Here is a 22,434-nt window from a genome sequence, read left to right on the forward strand (position 1 = left end):
CACCATTATCGCCTTTTCCGCTCGTCACGGGCGGCCAGAAGCTAGTCTCAGGGCGCGACAAAGGAGTCTGCCCATGCTTGAGGTGATTGAAAAGGGACCGGGCCGCGATTCCGGGAAACCGCCGGTGCTCTTCGTCCACGGCGCCTGGCACGGCGCGTGGTATTGGGACGAGTACTTCTTGGACTTCTTCGCCGAACAGGGCTATCGGTCGCTCGCGGTAAGCCTTCGCAGCCACGGCAAGAGCGCTGAGCCGAAGCGGAATCTACTCTGTTCGATCGCTGATTACGTCGACGATGTCGCGTCCGTTGCCAACGACTTGCCGACCCCGCCGATCGTGGTCGGCCACTCGATGGGTGGGTTCGTGGTCCAGAAGTACCTGGAGTCACACGACGCTCCAGCCGCCGTGTTGCTCGCCTCCGCACCGCCCAGCGGGGTCACCGGATTCATGCTGCGCCTCGGCAGGCGGCATCCGTGGCATACCGCACGAACTCTGTTGACCACCAAGTCATTACACGGCGTAGGTGGCACACCGAAATTAGCCCGCGAGCAGTTCTATTCGCGATACACCCCGGAAGCCGACGTGGTGCGCTACACCGCACCGCTGGGCGAAGAATATGCGGGCAGATGGTTCCTCGATATGTTGTTCCTCGACCTGCCCAAACCTGAGCGGGTCAACACTGCGGTGTTGGTCCTGGGCGCCGAAGACGACGGGTGTTTCACCCCGCGCGAAGTGCATCAGACCGCACGGGCCTACGGCACCACAGCAGAGATCTTTGCCAACATGGGCCACAACATGATGGTCGAGCCCGAATGGGCCCTGGTGGCCGCACGAATTCACGCGTGGCTGGAAGGCCTAACCGCCCCGCGTACTGCACGGCAGGCGCTTGATGCCGTGGAAGAACGACGAGCGTAATCGGTCGGGGGGCCCAGTGACCGTCAGGCCCGGCACATTTGGGTACAACTCTTCGAGCATGACGCGCAGTTCCAGCCGGGCGAGCTGAGCGCCGAGGCAGAAGTGCACTCCCCCGCCACCGAACGCGGCGTGACCGGCGTCCGGGCGAGTGACGTCGAATTCGCCCGCCCGATCGAACACCTCCTCGTCGCGATTGGCCGACAGGTAATGCAGCAATACCCAATCGCCGGCGGGAATGTGCCAGCCACGGATTTCGACGTCACGGGTGACGGTACGACGAAAATGCATGACCGGTGAGGCCCAGCGCAGCAGTTCCTCCACGGCAGGCTTGACCGCCTCGCGATCACGGGCAAGCAGGGCCTGCTGCTCCGGGTGCTCTGAGAGCGCCAACACCCCGTGGCTCAGGGTATTGCGGGTGGTTTCGTTGCCGGCGATCGCGAGCAGCAGGAAGAACTCGTTCAGCTGGTCGCGGTTCAGCTTTTCGCCGTCGACCTCCGCGGCCAGCAGCGCCGACAAGATGTCCTCGGTGAGCCCGTATTTGCGCCGGTGGGCCACCAGTTCGCCGCAGTAGGAAAACATTTCGGCTGCAGCCTGCCCAAGGGCTTGCGGAGTCGGAGCGTAGTCGGGATCTTCGATGCCAAGGCTTCCGATGGCATTGCTCCAACGGAAAACCTCCATCCGGTCTGCGGCGGGTACCCCGAGCACATCGGCAATCACCTGTAGCGACATTTCCGCGGAAATGTCTGTAACGGCGTCGAATTCACCCTTGGCGGTGATATCGGCGACGATGTCTTGGGCGACCTTACGCATGCGTGGTTCCAGGCGCTGCACATTGCGGACGGTGAAGCCCTGGTTGATCAACTTGCGGTACAGCACGTGACGTGGTGGGTCGATGCCGGGCAGCAGCGCCGAGTCGGGTGCCGCCTCGACCTCCACAAGGGTGTTGCCCTTGCTGCTGGTGAAGGTATCGGTGTCGCGGCTGACGAGTCGCACATCGGCGTGCTTGGTGAGCAGCCACGCCCTGGGCAGGCCCGGTAACTGCACCGGGTGCACCGGTGAGCCGGCCCGTAACCGGGCCAACGCGTCGAATGGGGCGCCGGCGACGAAGGTGTCGGGATCGAGCACCGCCGCGGCATCCCGATCGTAAGCGGTCTGCTGATTCTCGACGACCAGGGACCCCAACACATTCGGCTTGGGAATGCTCATCAAGGCACCTAGGACGACGCCTTGATTCCGGCGACGATCACATCCAGTCCGGCGCGAAAATGGGTGGCCAGCTGGCGTTTGACGCGGGGCGTGGCGTCGCCGGAGCGGGTCTCTTCCAGGGCAATCGAGCCCAGCAGGTAGGTGTACAAGACCGTATGAGCCGCGGCCGCAGCGGGTTTAGTGAGGCCCGCCTCGGCGAGCAGGGCCCGGCTGTGTCGATCGAGACGGCGGGCGGGCTCGTTCCCGGCGCTGGTCTGCAGGATGCTCGCGACACCGGGGACTCCGAGAATCATCTCCCTGGCGGCACAATAGAGCTCGACCAGCCGTTTGTCCCATCGTCCCCCTTCCGGGACCGGGATTTCCGCGAGTACGGACTCGGCAACGAGCTCGAGCGCGGTCTGCTTGCTGGGGACGTGGTAGTACACCGAGGGCACGGCCGCGCCGAGTTCAGCGGCCAGCTCGCGCATCGTCACACGCTGCACGCCCACCCGCTTCGCCAAGTCCCGCAGCGCGACCACCACCTCATCGCGATCAAGACCGCCGTAGGCGCGGCGTGCGCCCGACGGCACGGCGGCCGGAGTGCCGGTTGCTACCACTACGTCATTCCTCCATCAGTTTCGATCGTCGTTAAAAAGCGATTCGAGCACCGTTCGAATTTACCCGGTATCGGGGTGCCGTAACCAATGAATCCGCTATGTAATATTTGCCCAATGACGGGCCGGTTAGCGGGCAAGGTGGCGATTATCACCGGGGCAAGCACCGGCCTGGGCCCAGTCCTCGGTTCGGTGTTTGTCCGCGAAGGCGCGCGGGTACTGCTCGCCGCGCGACGTGAGGAGCTGGTCCGCGAGGCCGCGGCGGCGGCCGGGTCCGGCGCGATCGCGATGCGGGCCGACGTCACCGACGAGGACGACGTCGCCGCCATGGTGGCGCGCGCGGTCGACGAGTTCGGGCACGTCGACATCCTGTGCAACAACGCCGCCGCGCCGGGCAAAGACCACTGGATCTGGGAGCAGACGCTCGACAACTGGAATGCCACGATCGCCATCGATGTCACCGCGGCGATGCTGTGCACCCGCGAAGTGCTCAACCAGTCGATGCTGCAACGTCGCAGCGGAGTCATCCTGAATTTCTCCTCTACCGCGGGCTACAACGGCATCGTCCGCAAAACCCATTACGTCACCGCGAAGGCATCACTGCGTGCCTTCACCAAGACCGTTGCCCTCGAAGTCGGTCCGCACGGCATCCGCTGCAATTGCATCGTGCCGGGCGCGATCGATACGGATCTATATCGCAATTGGTTACAGCGCACCGCCGACGAGCAGGGCCTCGAGGTCGAGGCCGTGCGCGCGAAGTCACTCAAAGGCGTCGCTCTGCGCGATATTTCGTCACCCGACGATGTGGCCAACCTGGCGTTGTTCTTGGCCAGCGACGAGAGCCGAACCATCACCGGGCAATCAATCCCCGTCGACGCCGGAGGGTACATGCAGGGATGAGCACCCCATCCGTGAAGCTGTCGTTATCCACACCGGTCGTGATCACGGTGCCCGGCGCCAGCGCGGCCTGGGAGCAGGATGCTTCGATCGAGGACCTGGCTCAGATCGCCGAGACCGCAGACCGGTTGGGCTATCACCACCTGAACTGTAGCGAGCACATCGCGCTGCCGGCAGTGGAACGTCAGCGCCGGGGTATGCGGTACTGGGATCCGCTGGCGACGCTGGGCTACCTGGCCGCGCGCACGCAGCGGATCCGGTTGGCCACCAACGTGTTAGTCCTCGCCTACCACCACCCGCTCGAAATCGCCAAGCGCTATGGCACGTTGGACAAGCTCAGCAATGGCCGGCTCATCCTCGGCGTCGGCGTTGGCAGTCTCAAAGCGGAATTCGACCTGCTCGGCGCCCCTTTCGACGACCGCGGACCGCGCGGCGACGACGCGCTGCGAGCGCTGCGCGCGTCCCTGTCGGTTTCAGAACCCGCCTACCACGGTGAGTTCTATTCGTTCGACGGCATGGTCGTCGACCCGTGCGCGGTTCAGGCCCATGTCCCGATCTGGATCGGGGGACGCACGTTGCGATCACTGCGCCGCGCCGTCACCCTGGCCGACGGGTGGTCTCCCTTCAACGTGACGTTGCAGCAGAGCCGAGAATGGCTGGGCCGCTTCGAACTTCCGGCCGGCTTCGAGGTAGTGCTTCCGCCGCCGGCGCCGCTGGACCCGATCAACGACCCTGAACGCACCCGCGAGATACTCGCCGACACCGCCGCCCACGGCGCCACCACCGTCACCACCTGGTTCACCCATACGTCGGTGCAGCACTATCTGGAGAACCTGCACGCTCTCGCCGAACTCCATCCCCCGGGCGGCGTCGCATGAACCGAGTCAAGGCAGGCATTTTCAGCCTCACCGCGCCGGCAGACGACGAAAGCGGTTATCTGCGTTGGCATCTGCTCGATCACATGCCGGAGCAGTATCAACTCCCGGGCATCGTGTACGGATTGCGCTGGATAGCAGACGGCGAGTACCTCAACCATCGTCTCGCGGCGGCCGGACCACTGGGCGAGGTCGGCAACGTCGTGCACTATCTGGTCAGCGACCCCGTCGAAGAAACATTCGACGACTTCGTGGCGCTCGGCCGTGAATTGCGCGAGAACGGTCGCTTCCCTGTCGCACGGCCGTTACTGCAAATCGCGGGACTGCGGCTGCTGCAGTGGCACTGCGCGCCGCAGGCGCTCGTTTCCGCTGAGGTCGTTCCGTTCCGCCCGCACCGCGGAGTCCTGTTCATCGTCGAGGAGCCCACCGACGGCCGTTCGAACGAATGGCTGCAATGGCTGCACGCCGAACACTTTCCGGCGTTGCTCGCCACCCCGGGCACCGCGGGCGCCTGGACATTCGGTTCGAGTACCGGATGGAGCCATTTACCCCGGGGATGGCGAGCCGACCACCAATACATCACCGTCGTTTACCTCGACGGGGATCCGCTGAGCACCACAAAGACCCTCGCACCGCTCGTCGAAGAACGTTGGCGAACCGGGGCGGTGCGTCCCGTTTTCGCCGGCCCGCTGCGCACAATGATCCAGTGGGAAGCCTGGCCGTAGCCCGTTGGGGGCCGGCACGCGCTGAACAGCGGCTTCGCGGCTACGGTAGGCACGGCGCGGTGCGCGCCTTCGGAGAAAGACCTCTAGGAGGACTTGCGATGAAGAATCCGGACGCCCGGCGGCGAATCGGCCGCGGTGTTGCCGGGCTCGGCGCGGTCGTGTTGGCGGTGGGCCTGCCGGGCTGTTCGAACAACGGCAGCAAGCCCGCGTCGCCGACGAGCTCAAGTCCGCCTCCGTCGCACACAATCTTGATGCTGGACCAGCACACCCACACGATCACCTCCCAAGTCAGCTGCACCAGCTCGGCCTCGGCGCCGCATGCAACGCCGCCGGAATCGGGCGACCTGACGACGCGAATCAGCGTCCACGACGATTCGGCGTCGCTGTCCTTCGCGCTCTCGGACGAGAAGCCGCCCAGCGTTGACGGCTTTTCGATTTCGCTGAAAGTCGGAAACGGCGAGTACCAACTGCCCTATCAACCCACCCAATCCGTCAACCAGGTGATGGTCGCCAAAGACGGCCCGAATTACACGATCACGGGCAATGGTCAGGGGACCATGCCAGGCCAAACCGGTATGCGACAGATCACATTCGGGATACACCTAACTTGCCCGTGAGCGCCCGATTCGCGAAACATCGGTTGTCTAACCACGATCGCCTCTGAGATGCTGGCATCTTGGACATCTTCGCGGAGTGGCAAAAGGGCGGGACCGAACTTCGCTGGCGCTCGACTACGGCCGCCAACGACGGGCAGGAAGTGGGGGTGTTCAGTCGCCGCTGCGGCACGGCTGGGGCACCGCCACTCGTGCTCGTTCATGGGTTTCCGACGTCGAGCATCGACTACTTCGAGCTGGCGCACGAGCTGAGTTCCGACTTCGATATCTACCTGTTGGATTTTCCGGGTTACGGATTGTCGGACAAACCCCCGGAGCCGTACGTCTATTCGTTGTACGACGATGCCCGTCTGCTGGTGCACGCGATCACCGAAGTGTGGCAGCTGACCGAATTTCGCATGCTCACCCATGATCGAGGCAGCAGTGTTGGCATGATCGCGCTGGGCATGTTGGCGGCGTTGGACCCGCCGGTGGCCCCTCTCGACCTCATCTTGACCAACGCCAACATCTACCTCCCGCTGGCGAACCTGACACTGTTCCAGACCGCGCTGCTGGATCCTGAAACGGGGCGAGCCACCGCGGCGGCGACCACACCGGAGACGCTGGCGGCCGGCATGGGGGCCAGCACCTTCATGCCGAGAAGGAAATTGGCCGATCCCGAAATCGACGCTCTGGCCAAGTGTTTTGCCCATAACGACGGAATCCGGGTGCTGCCGGACACCATCCAATATCTGCACGAGCGTGCCGCTGACGAAACCAGTTGGCTGGAAGCACTTTCCACCAGCGACGTGAACACCACCGTGGTGTGGGGACTGCACGACAACGTCGCGCCGCTGCGCGTCCCGAACCACGTGTGGCAGACGTACCTCAAGGCCAAGCCCGGACGTAATCGCTATTGGGTGGTGCCGGGTGCCGACCACTACGTGCAATGCGACGCCGCACGACAATTGGCCCAGATTGTCCTGATGACGGTCCAGGACGAGGACATTCCGCTGCACACCCTCGGGAACCAGCCCGACGGCGCCGTGCTGGTGGATCAAAGCCTGTAGGCTGCCGCGACTGTGCGGCCAGCCGCATGTTCGCGCTCGGGTGTGCTGCCAGCCGCACATTCGGCGCTGATCAGCCGGTAACGACGGGCAAGCGTGCCCAGCCGCGCACGCTCGCCGTATGCGCCCGTTGGGCGTTCGCGTAGTCGACTTCCCAATCCGGCCAGCGTTTGAGGACCTCTTCGAAGGCCACCCGCGCTTCCAACCTGGCCAGTGCCGAGCCCAAACAGAAATGCAGGCCCTGCCCGAAGCTGAGATGGCTTCCGCGGCGGTGGATGTCGTAGCGATCCGGATCCGTGAAATGGTTTTCGTCGCGGTTGGCGGATGCGTTCAGCAGCAGCATGAACGACCCCTCGGGAACCACGCGACCATAATGTTCGGCATCGCGTGCGACATAGCGGGCCTGCACCGGCGACGGCGGCTCGTAGCGCAGTGTCTCCTCGATCGCGCCGGGGATCAGTGCCGGGTCCGCGGCGAGCTCACGGCGTTGATCAGGGTGATCCGACAACAGCTGTCCCATGAAACCGATTAAGCGAGCAGTGGTTTCGTTACCGGCGCCGGCGATCATCGCGGTGTAGGCCAGCACCTCGGTCCGCGACAGGGGTCGGCGCGTCCCGTCCGGCTCGTCGATCTCGGCGCGCAGCAGTTCGGTCATCAGGTCGTCGGACGGATGACTGGCCCGCCATTCGATGTATTCGGCGAATAGCGCGATGGAATTCGCGAAGACGTTCGCATCCACGGCAGCCGGGTCACTGTCCTTGGACAATTCGATGTTGGCGACGCTGCGGTCGCGGATCTTCTCTTGATCCTCTTCGGGGATGCCCAACAGATAGCCGATGGTTCGCATCGGCATCATCGCGCCGAGGTCCGCGATGAAATCGAACCCGCTCCCGCCGACCAGGGGGTCCAACTCGCGGATGCAGAATCCCCGCACCATCGACTCGACGGCCAACATCCGCCTGGGCGTGAAGACACGGGACAGCAGCTTGCGGTGCAGATCGTGCAGCGGAGGATCCTCGAACAACAGGATGCCCGGTGGCACTTCGATATTCGCGAACAAGATATCGGCGGTGGTGCCCCGGCCGGAGCGGTACGTCTCCCAGTTCGGCAGTTCGCGAACGACGTCGTCGTATCGGCTCAGCGCGTAGAAGTTGTATTTTTCGTTGTAGTACAGCGGCGCTTCTTCACGCATGCGCTTCCACACCGGATACGGGTTCGAGTCGATCTCGACATCGAATGGGTCGTAATACAACTCGACGGCATTGGCGCTTGTCATAGTCGGATCCCTAACTCAGTCGTTGCGGTGCAAGAAGCCGTGCAAGAGCGCTTGGACGAGTTCTTCAACGATCACCTCCCGCGGGGGCGGCGTGTCCCCGAAGTAGGTCGAACGCAGTGCGGCCATCCCCGCGATCATCGAAACCGTGGAGTGGGCCGGCAAGTCGGGGTGGTCGGACCGCAACCCGCGCAATTGCATTCCCTCGACGCTGATTTGGCCGAGCACCGTGACCGCCCTGCGGATCTCGGCGATGCCGGCGTCGGTCTTTTCCTCGTCGCTGAGATTTTCGGCCGCCATCAGCGTCAGCAGCAGACCCTGGTGTTCGACGAACACGTCGTAGAGCTGCGATACGAAAAGCCGAGTCAGCTCCTGCTCGTCGGTCTCCTCGGGGACCACCGACTGCCAGGTCTTGCCGAATTCGTCGACGAAGCTGACGAAGGGCACGACGAGTGCCTCGCGGAACAGCGCCGCCTTCGAGCCGAAATTGCGGAACAGCAGGTGCTCAGTGACACCGGCGGCCTGAGCGATCTCACGCGTGGTGGTGCTGCGATAGTCCTGGCCGGCGAACAGTGCCCGGGCGGCGTCGAGCAGCAGCCTGCGCGGCTCTCCGCGGGGCCGACGCACCACCGTTGCCGGTATCGACCGCTTAGTCGCTCGCTGGGGCACCGATGTCCACTCCTCCATAACCCACCGCCGTGGGGATAGTATCCACTATCCCGATAAGATAGTATCCACTACCTTAAAAAGGCGCATCATCGAAAGGGTGACACCATGGGCGCTGTCATCATGCTAGGCACGCTGTTCGGCCTGATCATCCTGATTTTCGGGCTGGTACTCCGCTTCGATCCCGAGGCCCGGCGCGCGCCCGGCGAAAAGGGCCGCCAGTGAACACCGGGATGACGCCGGTGATGGCCGGGGCTCAGTACTTTTCCTACGCGGCGAGCATCACCTTCCTGGTGATCGGCAGCTATTTGAGCTACCGTCGCCGCCGCATCCATCCGCTGTTGTTGCTGGGCATTTCGGCGATCTCGTTCTCGTGGATCGAGTCACCCTACGACTGGGCGATGTACGCACAATTCCCGCCGGGGCTGCCCCGCATGCCGTCCTGGTGGCCGCTGAACGTGACGTGGGGCGGGTTGCCGTTGGCGGTGCCGATCGGCTACGTCTCCTACTTCATCATGCCCGCCGTCACCGCGGCGGCCCTGGGACGCCAGCTGAGCGCAAAGTTCAACTGGCGCAAGCCTATTACTCTTCTGGTGGTCGGCCTCGTCGTCGGGTTCTGCTGGGCACTGTTTTTCAACGGGTTCACCGGAGCCCAGCTCGGAAATTTCTACTACGGCTACGTGATCCCCGGCCTGGCGATCTTCGAGGGGGCCAAGCACCAGTACCCGCTGTACGACTCGCTCGCGATGGGCATCCAGATGATGGTCTTCACCTATTTGCTCGGCCGCACCGATGAACAAGGACGCAACGTCATCGATATGTGGGCCGACGCAAGATCCAAGAGCCGGGGGCAGTCCGCGGCGCTGTCCGTCGTGGCCGTCATCGTCGTCGGACACCTGGTGTACGGCGCGGTCTTTGCGCCGCATCTCATTACGAAGCTGGGCGGCTATGTGACCGCGGGCCCGACCGAGCAGCTGTACCCGGGGGTACCGAACCAACCCCAGTGAGCGGGTAGCCGTCAGCCCAGCGCCTCGGGCAGCACCTCTTCGCCCACCCGTTTGAGATACCGCCACGCGATGTCGGGCGACAGCCCGCCGCACAACGGCGACAAGTTGAGCACCTGACCGGCACGGACCCGCGAAATTGCTTCCGGCACAGAGATAATGATGTGCGACGTGGGATTGGCGCGCAGCTCGTCGACCGTCTTCACGTGCGAGAAACCCGCCGTCGTCTCGTCCCCGGGATTCCACGCCGCATAGGTCTGCACGTCGTGCAGCAGATGCTCCCCGATCTCCTTCCACGCCCGGTCCAGATCGTCGGCGACGAAGACGACCGACGGGGTGTTGCGGTCGGGAAACATCGTCGGACCGGGCTGATGGCCGTGCTCACGGCAGGCCTGCTCGTAGGCCTCCTGCATGCCGGGCTCGTTTGCATTGCCGAGCATGCCCAGCCCGTATCGACCGGCACGACGGGCCGCGGCCACCGTTCCACCGCCCCACATCAATCCCGGCCCGCCGGCGGTCAGTGGCCGCGGCGTCACCGTGATGCGCCGTCCGTCCTCCTCGACCGTTTCACCGGCCAGCAGTCGCCGTAACAGCGACAGTTTCTCGTCGCAGACGCGGCCGCGCTTCTTGATCGGCACGCCGAAGTGCTCGAACTCTTCGGGCCGGTAACCCAGCGCCAGGATGTACGACGCGCGCCCGTTGCTGATGATGTCGAGCACCGCCATGTCCTCGGCCAGGCGCACGGTTTCATAAAACGGCAGGATAAGGATCAGGCTCAGCGCCAGCCGTTGCGTTCGCGCGGCCACCGCTGAGGCCAGCAAGAACGGGGACGGCAGGTAGCCGTCATCGGAGCCGTGGTGCTCGCAGAGAACGGCGGCCAGACCGCCGTGATCCTCGGCCCACGCGCACATCTCGGGCGCCGCGGCATAGAGATCCGCTGGGGGCGCGGCCCACTCGGGGTCGCGCATGTCGAAGCGCAGTGTGTACACGGCTAACTCCTAGCTGGCCTAAACGTTGTGATGCACGTTACACGTTCAGCCGAAGGCGTAAAGCGGCAGCGTGGTCGGCGCCGAGTGTGAATCCTGCGACGCGACACGCCGTCGCAGCGTCGTCGGATTCACTCTCGCTGCCCGCCTGGTCCGGATTCTCAGCCCATGCGCACATTAACCTAAGATTTGTTCTTTAGGATAGTACTTACTCTCTTAAACCCTTGACCGTGCTGGCTCGCGGCTGTTAGCTTCCGTTCGAACGTTGGGTAACTGCCGGCGTAAGGGCAACGGCCGCCTCGGCTTTCATCGCGCACGCAACTGAGGAGGAACGAGATGACGGCTCAGCGGGTAGTGGTTTGGGCAACGGGCGGAATCGGTTCGATCGCCATCCGCGCGATCGATCGGCGCCCCAACCTGGAATTGGTCGGGGTGTGGGTGCACTCCCCGGAGAAAGACGGCAAGGACGCCGGCGAACTCGCCAACGGTGAGCCGATCGGCCTGAGGGCCACCACTGACGCCGATGCGCTGATCGCGTCCAAGCCGGATTGCGTGATCTACGCGGCCAGCGGCCCGGAACGCGACGCCCTGGCCATCCCCGACTACGTCCGGCTGCTCGAGGCCGGAATCAACGTGGTCACGACGAGCACGACGCGCCTGGTCAATCCACACGCGTACGAACCTGCCGAGTGGCGCGACCAGTTGGTCGCCGCGGCCAAGCAGGGCCAGGCGTCGCTCTACGCCTCGGGGATCGAGCCGGGCTTCGCCGCCGACTATCTGCCGTTGGTGTTGTCCACGCAGTCGTCGTCCATCGACAAGATTCACGCGTGGGAGATCGGCCTGTACGACGACTACGGCGTGCCCGACATCATGAGCGACGCGTTGGGCTTCGGACGGCCGCTCGACTACCAGCCGTGGATCGGCTTCCCGGGCGCGATCGCAGGCGAATGGCAGGGGCAGATCCGGTTGATCGCCGACGCGCTGGGAGTCGAAGTCCAGGAAGTCCGTGAGCATTTCGACCGCGCGGTCACCAACCGGACGCTGGAGGTCGCGATGGGAACCGTCGAGGCGGGTACGTGCGGCGCGCTGCGTATGCGGGCCACCGGGATCGTCGACGGCCGCGAAGCCATCATCATCGAGCACGTCACGCGACTGGCACACGACGTCGCCCCGGACTGGCCGGAAGGCATCGGCGACCTGTCCTACCGCGTCCAGATCAGTGGTGATCCCGATATCGACTGCACGCTCGCGGCCACGCTGAAGGATCCGCGGCAGGCCGGCATCGGGGGCATGACCTCGGGCGCGGGCGCCATGGTCGCCACCGCCATGCGCGTCGTCAACGCCGTGCCCTATGTCGTCGCCGCCGAGCCCGGATTGTTGAGTTCAATCGACTTGCCGTTGACGATCCCCAAGGGCGCGTTTGTGACCGGCTGAGCCGGCGCGCGGCACCCGCGGCTTAGTCTGGCGGGAATGACGGTCAATCCACTCGAGGAACTCACGCTGGGACAACTGCGGTTGCGCACCAGCATGAAGTGGCGCGCGCATCCCGCCGACGTCCTGCCGCTGTGGGTTGCCGAGATGGACGTCAAACTGCCGCCAACCGTCGCCGAGGCCCTGCACGCGGCGATTGACATCGGCGACACCGGCTATCCGTCGGGCACCGCACTCGCCGAGGCCGTCGGTGAATTCGCTTCGCGCCGTTGGCAATGGCACGACCTCGAAGTCAGCCGTACGACGATCGTCCCAGACGTCATGCTCGGAATCGTTGAGACACTGCGGCTTATCACCGACCCCGGCGATGCGGTCGTCGTCAATCCCCCGGTGTACGCGCCGTTCTACGCGTTCGTGTCGCACTCGGGCCGGCGGGTGATCGAGGCGCCGCTCGATCCTGAGGGCCGAATTGCGTTGGACGTGTTGGAGGAAGCGTTTACTTGGGCGCGCGCGTCGGGCCGCAAGGTCGCGTACTTGTTGTGCAATCCGCACAATCCGACGGGCACAGTTCACACCGTCGACGAGTTGCGCGGGGTGGCCGAATGCGCCCGGCGATCGCGAGTGCGGGTGGTCGCAGACGAGATTCACGCACCAGTGATCCTGGCGGGATCGCGCTTCACGCCGTACCTGAGCGTTCCGGGCGCCGAGGACGCGTTCGCCCTGACCTCCGCCTCGAAGGCATGGAACTTGTCTGGGCTCAAGGCGGCCCTGGCCATCGCCGGGCCGGAGGCGGCGGCGGATCTGCAGCGGATGCCGGAAGAGGTCAGCCACGGGCCGAGCCACCTGGGCGTCATCGCGCACGCGGAAGCCTTCCGGACCGGCGACGAGTGGCTCGACGCGCTGCTGCGGGGTCTGGACGCCAATCGGACGTTACTGGGCGACCTGGTCGCCGAACACCTTCCACAAGTGAAATATCAAGGCACACAGGGCACTTACCTGGCGTGGCTCGATTGCCGGCGTCTCGGCTTCACCGAGGATGCCGACAACGGCCTCGCCGTGGTCGCCGACCTGTCCGGGCCGGCACGCTGGTTTCTTGACCACGCCCGTGTCGCGCTCAGCTCCGGCCATGTGTTCGGTAGTGGCGGAGCCGGCCACGTGCGGCTAAATTTCGCTACCTCGCAAGCAATTCTCACCGAGGCCGTGTCACGCATGGGCCGTGCACTCGTTGACGCCCAGTAACACTGCGCGACAACGCCTTTCGACTATAAGACGAATTCCAGGGTTTCGCGGCCCAAGTTGCGGAAGCTCAGCATGACGGGCAACGAACCTCGCCTTGGCACCGAGGCGTCCGGGCAAGCCACCTTTTGCAGGCAGCGGTTCTCCCATCCGCTGGTGCGTCAGCGGCAGGACGCTTCGATGACGACGACTGTTATCAACACACACTCCGACACAGGCATCCGGTCCAATGCACCGAGCCCGGGTAGCCGCTGATGTCCACGATCAGCCGAACGCCGCGCCGGATGGCCATAAATTCGCTAGTTTAGTGACCTGCCAGGTTCTCCAAATTTCGTACTGGACGAAGTGGCGTAGCGGAGAGAGGCTAGCAGGGGTGCCCGTTCACCGGAGGAGCTGAATATGGATGTGCTGCGAACCCCGGACTCCCGATTCGAAAACTTGGAAGGCTATCCGTTCGTAGCGAATTACATTGACGTGACGGCGAGCGATTCTCCGCCGGTGCGCATGCACTTTCTCGACGAGGGGCCGGCCGACGGCCCGCCGATCGTGCTGCTGCACGGCGAGCCCACCTGGAGCTACCTGTACCGCACGATGATTCCGCCGCTGGTTGACGCGGGTAATCGGGTACTCGCGCCCGATCTGATCGGCTTTGGCCGCTCCGACAAGCCCAGCCGGATCGAGGATTACACCTACCTGCGCCATGTCGAGTGGGTGACGGCGTGGTTCGAGCGTCTCCGCCTGAAGGAAGTCACGCTGTTCGTCCAGGACTGGGGATCACTGATCGGTCTGCGCATCGCCGCCGAGCAGGGCGAGCGGATCGCGCGGATCGTCGTGGCCAACGGCTTTCTGCCTGCCGCCCAGCGCAAGCCCTCGCCGGGATTTCTGGCGTGGCGGGCGTTCGCGCGCTACTCCCCCATGCTGCCCGCCGGTCGCATCGTCGCGGCGGGCACCGTCCGCAGGGTCCCACCCAAGGTGCGGGCCGGTTATGACGCGCCCTTTCCGGACAAGACGTATCAAGCCGGGGCCCGGGCTTTTCCGCAGTTGGTGCCGACGTCACCCGACGATCCGGCGGTTCCGGCCAATCGCGCGGCCTGGGATGCCCTGGGCCGATGGGAGAAACCCTTCCTGACCATCTTCGGAGATCGCGACCCGATCTTGGGGCAGGCGGATCGCCCCCTGATCAAGCACGTCCCCGGTGCCACCGGCCAGCCGCACGCTCGCATCCGGGCCAGTCACTTCATCCAGGAAGACAGCGGGCCCGAGCTGGCCGAACGCGTCCTCGCCTGGCAGAAGCCCTTGCTATGAGCCCGTCACCGGGTGTTGGCTAGTCGCGCGATACCGCGCATGACGACTCTGCTGACCGCGTGGCGGACCTGATCGACCGCCGAGTTCGCGGGCGGCGGTGCCGCCGTCCCCAGACGGGGGAACAGTCGCAGTGCATTGGTGCGCTCGATCGCCGTGCGGGCCTCGACGCCGAGACCGGGGTAGATTTCCAAGCCGGCCGCGAACAGCTTAGCGGCCGCGGTCGGTGCGAAGGGAAAGTCGGAACCGAAGGTCACATGCCCGGGCTTCGCGAACGCGAGCAGGCTCGGCAGCGCCGCGGCGGTCGAGGACAACGCGGTGTCAAAGTAGAAGCCGGCGAAGTCATCCAGGATGTCGGTCAGGCCGCGGCCGGTGTCGCCCATGATCGCGACGGCCATGCGGTGCGAGGCATAGGGCACGAATCCGCCCGCATGGCTCAGGATGAACTTAATGCTCGGGTACTTGCGGCGTATCTGATTGCGGACCAGTAGAAATGCCGCGCGGCTGGTGTCGAGCAAGAAGTCGGCGGCAAATGGCGGAATTCCTGCCACCGCGGCGCCGGGCAAGTCGCTGGGGTGGATGAAGACCACCGCCGAACGCTCGTCCAATGCGGCAAAAAGATCGTCTTGGCCGTCTTGGCCGAGGTAGGTCCCCACGCTATTGCCCAGGAGCACAACACCATCCGCGTGTAGATCGTCGAGTGCACGGACGGCCTCGTCGACGGCTTCACCTACGTGCGGCATCGGTATGGTCGCGAAAAACCCGAACCGATCGCTTTGTGCCGCAACCAAATCAGCCAGGTAGTCGTTGAGGTCACGCGCGAGTGCGGCGGCATCGGCGGGGCTGGAAAGTATCGTGGTCCCGGGCGTGGAGACGGACAGAATTGCCGTCGCCACACCGAGTTCGGCCATCGTCACCAGTGAGCTTTCCGGACTCCATTCCGGTACGGCCCAGCCACCGGCTTCGTCAACACCCGCTTTTCGTAACAAGTCCCGGTAGAAGGATGGGATGGCATGGTGGTGCGTGTCGATCCGCATCGTTGCTGCTCCTTACGTGATTGGCGCTCAAGGGTCCGCGGTGTTCGGCACTGACAGTGCGGGGCGACGTCCTCGCCATCGCCGATCGCCGGTCCCCGGACAGACGTTGCCGGTGGAATGATCGCGCACCGCCCAGGAAGTCGATGGACAACCGATTGAACCATTCGCGGCGTGCCGATGGCATCGACTCCCCCGATCCGGCGCGGCGACCAGCGCCGGCGTGTCCACCGAATGCGGCAGTTTTCTTTTGTCGGGGGTTCCCGAGTGCAACGATCAGCCAATGGACATGATGACGATGGGCCTGATGGGCACGGTCGTGGGCGCTTCGGCCATGGGCATCGCGGGCATTGCTAAGTCGACCGTCGACAACCTGATCCCCGGCATGGCGATAAGCGGCACCAACCGGCATCAGATGCGGTGCCAGATACATTCGCAGCGATGCGAAGCGATCCAACAGTGGCGCAGCGGCTTGGCCGGGGCTCGAGATGCCTACCGACAGTGGTCCTGCGGCCCTCGCGTCGACGACCCGCCCAACGTCGTCGGCGACGAGTGGTTCGAGGGCCTGCGGCCCCATCTATCGATCACCGGCGAAGCCGCCAAGTTTCGCACCGCCCACGAAGTCCACTGCGATAACCCGACTCTGATGCAACTCTCGCTGGAGATCGGACGCGTCGAAAAGGAGTGGACCGAAGAGGCGAAAGGCCGTCGGCGCCGAAGGCAAAGCCGCAGCAGGTAGTACCGTTGGGCAGATTCATCTGACAGCGGGTCGCAATAATCAGCCTCAGTCGGACATCACCTGGGGCTGCATCAATTCGGCGGCGCTAACCGGTGACGGCCAGCACCGCTTCGGCGAGCTCGGGGCGGCAGACCACCACATCAGGCAACGTCGGGTCAGCCTGGTTGTAGAGCAGCGCCGACCCGTCGATGCGGGAGGTGTGCAAGCCGGCCGCACGCGCCACCGCGACGGGGGCGGCCGAGTCCCACTCGAACTGTCCGCCGGCGTGTACGTAGACATCCGACAGCCCCTGGATGACCGACGCGACTTTAGCTCCGGCAGAACCCATTTCGACCAGTGTGCCGTCCAACGCGTCGCGAACAGTCAACGCGATAGCCGGTGGACGAGTTCGTGATACGACAATGCGCGGCTTGGCCGGGGCGGCGGGCGGGGCGGCCACGTCGGGAGTCGCCAACGTGACACCCTGGGCCGGCAGCGCCACGGCGCCGGCGACCAGCTCACCGGCCTGCCAGAGCGCGACGTGCACCGCCCAGTCGTCGCGTCCCAGTTCGGAGAATTCCCGCGTGCCGTCCAGCGGGTCGACGATCCAGACCCGCTCCGAGCGCAGCCGCACTGGGTCGTCGGCGCCCTCTTCGGACAACACGGCGTCCTGGGGTCGTTCAGCGCCGAGTGCTTGCATCAGAAAGTCATGGGATCGCTTGTCCCCCGCCGCTTTCCGATCGCTCGCGTCGGCGTCGGCGAATTCCTCGCGCACCCCGAGCAACAGCTGCCCCGCCTCGGTGGCCAAGCGCGCAGCCAGTGCGTGGTCATTCATCGGTTACTCCTAACCCGTCGCGAGAGTTTCATACTTCCCTATGTTGGTAGCGTTGACCAAATTTACCGTGCCAGCTGGCTTGGCGCAGTCGGCACCCACCACCGGCTTCTGACATAACCTGGAGAACGTGAGCGGCAACGTCTCTCCGACGGGCGGGTTGCGGCACATTCCGCGGGGGCGGCTGACGGCGATCGGCATCGTCGTGGCCCTTCTACTGGTGGGTGTGCTGATCTTTGCTGGCGTGAAATTGACCCAGGGCCAACACAGCACGACGGCCCAGTCCACCAGCCAACCACCCGCCCCGCCGGACAGCTACGCCCTCCCGGGTTGTTACAACCCGTCGGTCCAGCCGAGCGCACGTCCGAAAAAGCTCAATGTCCTGGGATGCGCGAGCGTTGCCGTTGCGCTGCAAGACATGTCATGGAGTTCTTGGGGACCGCAGGGCGCCGACGGGACCGGAACCGCCGTTTTCAAATTGTGCGATCCGAATTGCGCCACCGGCACCCAACTCACAGAACCGGTTGTCGTTCATGCGTGGAATGCGCAGAAACCACGTCCGGATGCCATCTGCGTGGTCGGCCTCAGGATCTTCAGCGACATGATCATGGCCTTCCCGAAGGACGTCCCGCCGCCCAATGCGCAACCGATCGACACTCAGTACAAAGGGATGCCCGCGGTGCACTTCGTCAACTACTCGCCCAGCGATACCCACCAGACCGAGTTCATCGGCTACACGTTCTGCAACTGAACATCTCGGCAACGAGACGCGCCGAACGTGCTCTCAGGACGCAAAAATCGGCAGAATCTCACCGTCAGAGCACGTTCGGCAAGCGAAACTCGCTTAGACCTCGACGACGACGGCGCCGCCCTGGCCACCGCCGGCGCACATCGCGGCAACCCCGATACCGCCGCCGCGGCGAGCCAGCTCGTAGACCAGGGTCGTGACCATGCGGGCCCCCGAGGCGGCGATGGGGTGGCCAAGGCTGCAGCCACTACCGGAGAAGTTGACCTTCTCCTCGTCGAGGCCGTACTCCCGGCACGCCGCGATCGGCACCGAGGCGAACGCCTCGTTGATCTCCCACAGCGCCACATCCGACGGGGACAGGCCGGCCCGCTGCAGCACCTTTCCGATGACCTTCACCGCGCCCAGACCGCAGTCCCGAGGCGCCACGCCCGCGGCGGCCCACGCCTTGACCGTGCCCATCACGTTGAGCTTGTTGGCCGTGGCGTAATCGCTGTCGACGAGCGCGACGGCCGCGGCGGCGTCGTTGGTACCGCTGCTGTTGCCCGCGGTGATCGAAAAGCCTTCGATCTCCGGGTGCAGCACCTTCAGGCCGGCCAGCTTCTCGATGGTGGTGTCACGACGCGGGTGCTCGTCGACGGCGAACTCGGTGACCGAGCCGTCGAACTGGGTGATCTTCAGCGGCAAGATCTCGTCGGCGAACTTGCCGGCGTCCTGGGCCGCGACGGCGCGCTGATGCGAGCGGGCCGCCCAGGCGTCCATCTCCTCGCGGGTGATGCCGACGCTCTGCGCGGTGTTCCAACCCACGGTGATCGACATGTCCTTGGCGGGCGCATCCGGCGTCTCGACGTGCGTCGGCGGCATCCACCGCTCCTCGAACTTCAGTTCAGGTCCCGGGATGCGCCAGTTCGTCAGCGGCGTCATGGACAGCGACTGCACACCACCGGCGATCAGCACCCGCTCCATACCTGAGCCGATCTGCGCCGAGGCGTTGCCGATTGCCGTCAGGCTGCCCGCGCAGTGGCGGTTGACCGACTGACCGGGAACGTGCTCGAGACCGGTAGCTGTCGCGGCATAGCGGGCCAAATCGCCACCGCCATAATGCGATTCGGCGAAGATGATGTCGTCGATCTCTGATGGGTCGACGCCGGACCGGCGGACCGCCTCCGGGAGCACCGCGGTGATCAGCGTCTCCGGCGGTGTGTTGACCAGCGTCCCTTTGAACGACCGGCCAATGGCCGTTCGGACAGCTCCGACGATGACGGGTGTTCCCATGTTCTTAACCTCGCTGCGGTGGGCGGTCAGACGACGCGAATCGTATCAAATACTGTATAGGCAATAGTAATGGTCTAAATTCGGTACGCCGGGGTCTGTGACGGCGCTAACAATTAAGCGTTTCGGGTAAAACGGAGGCCGACCGTTGAAGACCAAAGGTGCGCTGGTCTGGGAGTTGAACGAGCCGTGGTCGATCGATGAGATCGAGATCGGCGATCCCCGCCGCGGCGAGGTGACCGTTGCGCTCGAGACGGCCGGCCTGTGTCACTCCGACCAACATTTGCTGACCGGCGACTTCCCGATCCCGAGCTTTCCGGTCCTGGGCGGCCACGAGGGCGCCGGGATCATCACCGAGATCGGCGAGGGCGTCGAGAATCTGGCCGTCGGCGACCACGTGGTAATGTCGTTCATCCCGTCCTGCGGGACATGCAAGCCGTGCCAGACCGGGCTGCGCAACCTGTGCGACCTCGGTATGGGCCTGCTGTCGGGCCAATCGGTATCCGACGGATCCTTTCGGGTGACCGCCAGAGGGCACAACGTCCTGCCGATGTCGCTGCTGGGCACCTTCTCGCCCTACGTGGTGGTACATCACACCTCGGTGGTCAAGGTCGATCCGACGATCCCGTTCGAAGTCGCCTGCCTGGTCGGCTGCGGGGTGACCACCGGCTATGGTTCGGCGGTCCGCAGCGCGGCGGTCAAACCCGGTGAGGACGTCGCGGTCATCGGAATCGGTGGTGTCGGCGTCGCCGCGTTGCAAGGTGCCCGAATCGCCGGCGCCCGAAGGATATTCGCGATCGACCCGTTTGATTGGAAGCGTGAGCAGGCGTTGAAGTTCGGCGCCACACAGGCTTTCGCCGATGTCGCCAGCGCCTTCGGTCGCATCGCGGAGGCGACACGCGGCTTCATGTGCCACAAGGTGATCGTCACCGTCGGCCGCACCGAGGGCAGCGAAGTCGAATCCTGGATGGGCCTGACCGCCAAGGGCGGCGTGTGCTGCCTCACCGCGATGGGCGGCGTGCTGGACACCGATGTCACGCTGAATCTTGCCGGGCTGTCGCTGCTCCAGAAAAGCCTGCAGGGCAGCATCTTTGGCGGAGGCAACCCGCAACACGACATCCCGGCGATTCTCGAGCTCTACAAACTAGGTCACATCAACCTCGACGACATGGTGACCCGCGAATACCGCCTCGAGCAGGTCAACGACGGCTATCGCGACATGCTTGAGGGGCGCAACATCCGTGGTGTCATCCGATTCACCGACGCCGACAGGGTTTGATCGCACCTGGTGCGCCAACGTCGAGATGTTGGGCGACTGTGACATTTCCCCCCGATAACTCGACGTTCGCGCGGCGTGAGCACAATGAGTCCATGACCACCACCCCCGTAGCCCAGCGTGAGGCCCAGAACGCCGCATACCGAGTCGCCGCGATGTTGATGAGTGTCGGCACGGTGCACTTCCTCGCCCCCAAACCGTTCGACACAATCGTCCCCGTCGAGCTGCCGGGAGATCCGCGCTTCTACACCTACGCATCGGGTGTCGCCGAGATAGCCACCGGCGCCTTGCTGGTGCCGCGACAGACCCGGCGGTTCGCCGCACTGGCCGCCGTCCTGCTGTACATCGGCGTGTTCCCGGCCAACGTCAACATGTGCCGGTTGTGGTGGAACAAGCCGTGGCCGATGCGCATTGCCGCCTTCGCCCGGCTGCCGCTTCAGATTCCGATGATCACCACCGCGTTGAAGATCATGCGCAACAGCTGACCGGAGCGTCAGGTGAAAACCACCGGACTCGCGGTACTGCTCGCGTTGGCGGCCGCGCTGATGATCGGCATCGGAGACGTCCTGGAACAGCGATCCGCCCAGCAGGTAACCGACAAACCGGTCAGCACCCCGGCGCTGTTCCATCGGCTGCTGCGCGATCGACGTTGGTGGCTGGGCAGTCTCGTGGCCGCCGCCGGGTTCGGGTTGCAGGCTGCGGCGCTCGGCCTGGGTTCGGTGGTTCTCGTGCAGGCGCTGTCGGTGACGTCGCTGCTGTTCGCGCTGATCATCAGTAGCACCACAAATCACCGCAGAATTTCACGCTGGCAAGCTATTTGGGCTTTCCTCCTCGTTGGTGCCGTCGCGGTGGTGGTGACGGTCGGGGATCCGCAGGCCGGCACTCCCCGTGGGTCCATCAAGACATGGACGATCGTGGCTTTGATCCTGGGCCCAGCCTTGATCGTGTGTGTGATCGGCGCTCGGTTGACCTCGGGCTGGCTCAGCGCGCTGCTGCTGGGGCTCATGTCGGGAGCGTTGTGGGGGCTTTTCTCGGTGTTGACCAAGGGTGTGGTCGACCAACTCGGCCGCGGCATTCCGGAGTTGTTGCGAACCCCCGAGTTGTACGTGTGGGCGGTACTGGGGATCGCCGCGACGGCCTGGGAGCAGTCGGCGTTTCGGGCCGGCTCGCTGACCGCGTCGCTGCCCGCGGTGACGGTCGCTGAGCCACTCGTCGGTTCGGTGCTCGGCGTCACCGTGCTGGGCGAGACGTTGAGCACCAACCACGTCGGCATGGTTGCGCTCGGTGTCTCGGTCGCGGTGATGATCGCCGCGGCGGTGGCGCTGGCACACAGCCAGGCCGCCGGAACCCCGGCCGCCGATCCGTCCGTCGACGCGCGATCAGCGTCGCCGCGAACCGATCCGGTGTAAGGTCCCGTCGGGATCGATGTAGGCGAATTCCCTTAAGCCGTAAGGCGTATCGACTGGTTCCACCAAACGGCCCTCGAGATCCTTCAGCGCGGCCCACTGCGCGTACAGGGCGTCGGCGTCGCTGACATAGAAGTACACGCTCGATGCCGTGCGCAGCGGATCGTGTTCGGCCCACTCGCTGAGGTGCATCGACACCGCGCCGCGGTCAACGAAGCCGTAACGCTGGGGACCTTCGTAGCTGCGGGCATCGAAGCCGAGTCGGCGGTAACGGTCCAAGGCGATGTCGAGATCTCGAACGGGAACGATCGGGGCTACCGAGGCGAAATCGATTTCGGGCACACCGTGAGTCTGTCAGCTCGTCGCGCTGATCGCGCCGGCGAA

Annotated in this window: 24 protein-coding genes; 15 read left to right on the forward strand and 9 right to left on the reverse strand. The window is 64.8% G+C overall.

Annotated elements, in window-relative coordinates:
• Nucleotides 1–73: 73 nt before the first annotated feature.
• The gene (locus tag MAAFP003_RS17495) at nt 74–913 is read left to right on the forward strand and encodes an alpha/beta hydrolase (protein WP_096288892.1); all 840 of its coding nucleotides are present in this window, start codon (nt 74–76) and stop codon (nt 911–913) included.
• On the opposite strand, the gene MAAFP003_RS17500 is transcribed toward MAAFP003_RS17495, so the two are convergent.
• A complete protein-coding gene (locus tag MAAFP003_RS17500) occupies nt 854–2,119 on the reverse strand; it encodes a cytochrome P450 (RefSeq protein ID WP_096288894.1) in 1,266 nt (421 codons plus the stop codon). The two genes, MAAFP003_RS17495 and MAAFP003_RS17500, sit on opposite strands and share 60 nt — an antisense overlap.
• 8 nt (nt 2,120–2,127) lie before the next feature.
• The gene (locus MAAFP003_RS17505; RefSeq protein ID WP_243394101.1) at nt 2,128–2,715 is read right to left on the reverse strand and encodes a TetR/AcrR family transcriptional regulator; all 588 of its coding nucleotides are present in this window, start codon (nt 2,713–2,715) and stop codon (nt 2,128–2,130) included.
• Nucleotides 2,716–2,829: 114 nt separating this feature from the next.
• Between MAAFP003_RS17505 and MAAFP003_RS17510 the strand changes: the two genes are divergently transcribed.
• The 5 genes from MAAFP003_RS17510 to MAAFP003_RS17530 all read left to right on the forward strand — a co-directional run bounded on the left by MAAFP003_RS17510 (nt 2,830) and on the right by MAAFP003_RS17530 (nt 6,872).
• Nucleotides 2,830–3,612, forward strand: a complete 783-nt coding sequence (locus tag MAAFP003_RS17510) for an SDR family NAD(P)-dependent oxidoreductase (RefSeq protein ID WP_096288896.1) — start codon at nt 2,830–2,832, stop codon at nt 3,610–3,612.
• Nucleotides 3,609–4,487, forward strand: a complete 879-nt coding sequence (locus tag MAAFP003_RS17515) for an LLM class F420-dependent oxidoreductase (RefSeq protein ID WP_096288898.1) — start codon at nt 3,609–3,611, stop codon at nt 4,485–4,487. Before MAAFP003_RS17510 ends, MAAFP003_RS17515 begins: the two co-directional genes overlap by 4 nt.
• Nucleotides 4,484–5,209: a hypothetical protein gene (locus tag MAAFP003_RS17520; protein ID WP_096288900.1), complete on the forward strand. Its 726-nt coding sequence runs from the start codon at nt 4,484–4,486 to the stop codon at nt 5,207–5,209. The genes MAAFP003_RS17515 and MAAFP003_RS17520 overlap by 4 nt, the downstream gene beginning before the upstream one ends.
• Nucleotides 5,210–5,307: 98 nt before the next feature.
• Nucleotides 5,308–5,826, forward strand: coding sequence for a lipoprotein LpqH (locus MAAFP003_RS17525; protein ID WP_096288902.1), 519 nt, complete (start codon nt 5,308–5,310; stop codon nt 5,824–5,826).
• Between the two features lie 59 nt (nt 5,827–5,885).
• Nucleotides 5,886–6,872, forward strand: coding sequence for an alpha/beta fold hydrolase (locus MAAFP003_RS17530; protein ID WP_096288904.1), 987 nt, complete (start codon nt 5,886–5,888; stop codon nt 6,870–6,872).
• 70 nt (nt 6,873–6,942) lie between these two features.
• Here MAAFP003_RS17530 and MAAFP003_RS17535 read toward each other — a convergent pair whose 3' ends face one another.
• Both MAAFP003_RS17535 and MAAFP003_RS17540 read right to left on the reverse strand, forming a co-directional pair.
• On the reverse strand, nt 6,943–8,145 hold the full coding sequence (locus MAAFP003_RS17535; protein ID WP_096288906.1) for a cytochrome P450: 1,203 nt from the start codon (nt 8,143–8,145) through the stop codon (nt 6,943–6,945).
• A 15-nt stretch (nt 8,146–8,160) separates the two neighbouring features.
• A complete protein-coding gene (locus MAAFP003_RS17540; protein WP_243394103.1) occupies nt 8,161–8,811 on the reverse strand; it encodes a TetR/AcrR family transcriptional regulator in 651 nt (216 codons plus the stop codon).
• 218 nt (nt 8,812–9,029) lie between these two features.
• Here MAAFP003_RS17540 and MAAFP003_RS17545 point away from each other — a divergent pair, with 218 nt between their 5' ends.
• Nucleotides 9,030–9,815, forward strand: a complete 786-nt coding sequence (locus tag MAAFP003_RS17545; RefSeq protein ID WP_423790907.1) for a spirocyclase AveC family protein — start codon at nt 9,030–9,032, stop codon at nt 9,813–9,815.
• An 11-nt stretch (nt 9,816–9,826) separates the two neighbouring features.
• Here MAAFP003_RS17545 and MAAFP003_RS17550 read toward each other — a convergent pair whose 3' ends face one another.
• On the reverse strand, nt 9,827–10,801 hold the full coding sequence (locus MAAFP003_RS17550) for an LLM class flavin-dependent oxidoreductase (RefSeq protein WP_096288910.1): 975 nt from the start codon (nt 10,799–10,801) through the stop codon (nt 9,827–9,829).
• Between the two features lie 333 nt (nt 10,802–11,134).
• Here MAAFP003_RS17550 and MAAFP003_RS17555 point away from each other — a divergent pair, with 333 nt between their 5' ends.
• From MAAFP003_RS17555 to MAAFP003_RS17565, 3 genes are all read left to right on the forward strand, one after another.
• Nucleotides 11,135–12,232 (forward strand): NAD(P)H-dependent amine dehydrogenase family protein, encoded by a 1,098-nt coding sequence (locus MAAFP003_RS17555; protein ID WP_096288912.1) that lies wholly within the window; start codon nt 11,135–11,137, stop codon nt 12,230–12,232.
• Between the two features lie 36 nt (nt 12,233–12,268).
• A complete protein-coding gene (locus MAAFP003_RS17560) occupies nt 12,269–13,468 on the forward strand; it encodes a MalY/PatB family protein (protein ID WP_096288914.1) in 1,200 nt (399 codons plus the stop codon).
• A 396-nt stretch (nt 13,469–13,864) separates the two neighbouring features.
• Nucleotides 13,865–14,770: a haloalkane dehalogenase gene (locus MAAFP003_RS17565; protein WP_096288916.1), complete on the forward strand. Its 906-nt coding sequence runs from the start codon at nt 13,865–13,867 to the stop codon at nt 14,768–14,770.
• Nucleotides 14,771–14,775: 5 nt separating this feature from the next.
• On the opposite strand, the gene MAAFP003_RS17570 is transcribed toward MAAFP003_RS17565, so the two are convergent.
• On the reverse strand, nt 14,776–15,804 hold the full coding sequence (locus MAAFP003_RS17570; protein ID WP_096288918.1) for an amidohydrolase family protein: 1,029 nt from the start codon (nt 15,802–15,804) through the stop codon (nt 14,776–14,778).
• 280 nt (nt 15,805–16,084) lie between these two features.
• On the opposite strand from MAAFP003_RS17570, the gene MAAFP003_RS17575 reads away from it, so the two are divergent.
• On the forward strand, nt 16,085–16,540 hold the full coding sequence (locus MAAFP003_RS17575; protein ID WP_096291237.1) for a hypothetical protein: 456 nt from the start codon (nt 16,085–16,087) through the stop codon (nt 16,538–16,540).
• Between the two features lie 85 nt (nt 16,541–16,625).
• Here the strand turns inward: MAAFP003_RS17575 and MAAFP003_RS17580 are convergent, their stop codons facing one another.
• Nucleotides 16,626–17,354, reverse strand: coding sequence for a 3'(2'),5'-bisphosphate nucleotidase CysQ (locus MAAFP003_RS17580; protein ID WP_096288920.1), 729 nt, complete (start codon nt 17,352–17,354; stop codon nt 16,626–16,628).
• Nucleotides 17,355–17,511: 157 nt separating this feature from the next.
• Between MAAFP003_RS17580 and MAAFP003_RS17585 the strand changes: the two genes are divergently transcribed.
• Nucleotides 17,512–18,102: a hypothetical protein gene (locus MAAFP003_RS17585; RefSeq protein WP_207768580.1), complete on the forward strand. Its 591-nt coding sequence runs from the start codon at nt 17,512–17,514 to the stop codon at nt 18,100–18,102.
• Nucleotides 18,103–18,195: 93 nt separating this feature from the next.
• Here MAAFP003_RS17585 and MAAFP003_RS17590 read toward each other — a convergent pair whose 3' ends face one another.
• Nucleotides 18,196–19,371 (reverse strand): thiolase family protein, encoded by a 1,176-nt coding sequence (locus MAAFP003_RS17590; protein ID WP_096288922.1) that lies wholly within the window; start codon nt 19,369–19,371, stop codon nt 18,196–18,198.
• Between the two features lie 145 nt (nt 19,372–19,516).
• Between MAAFP003_RS17590 and MAAFP003_RS17595 the strand changes: the two genes are divergently transcribed.
• The 3 genes from MAAFP003_RS17595 (at nt 19,517) to MAAFP003_RS17605 (ending at nt 22,053) form a co-directional block, all read left to right on the forward strand.
• Entirely contained in the window at nt 19,517–20,647 is a 1,131-nt protein-coding gene (locus tag MAAFP003_RS17595) for an NDMA-dependent alcohol dehydrogenase (protein ID WP_096288924.1), read from the forward strand.
• 92 nt (nt 20,648–20,739) lie between these two features.
• Nucleotides 20,740–21,129, forward strand: a complete 390-nt coding sequence (locus MAAFP003_RS17600; RefSeq protein ID WP_096288926.1) for a DoxX family protein — start codon at nt 20,740–20,742, stop codon at nt 21,127–21,129.
• Nucleotides 21,130–21,141: 12 nt separating this feature from the next.
• Nucleotides 21,142–22,053 (forward strand): DMT family transporter, encoded by a 912-nt coding sequence (locus MAAFP003_RS17605; RefSeq protein ID WP_096288928.1) that lies wholly within the window; start codon nt 21,142–21,144, stop codon nt 22,051–22,053.
• Here MAAFP003_RS17605 and MAAFP003_RS17610 read toward each other — a convergent pair.
• Nucleotides 22,024–22,383: a bleomycin resistance protein gene (locus tag MAAFP003_RS17610; RefSeq protein WP_096291239.1), complete on the reverse strand. Its 360-nt coding sequence runs from the start codon at nt 22,381–22,383 to the stop codon at nt 22,024–22,026. The genes MAAFP003_RS17605 and MAAFP003_RS17610 overlap by 30 nt on opposite strands.
• Nucleotides 22,384–22,434: the final 51 nt, after the last annotated feature.

This window comes from Mycobacterium ahvazicum (genome assembly GCF_900176255.2).
GTDB classification, from domain to species: Bacteria; Actinomycetota; Actinomycetes; order Mycobacteriales; family Mycobacteriaceae; genus Mycobacterium; species Mycobacterium ahvazicum.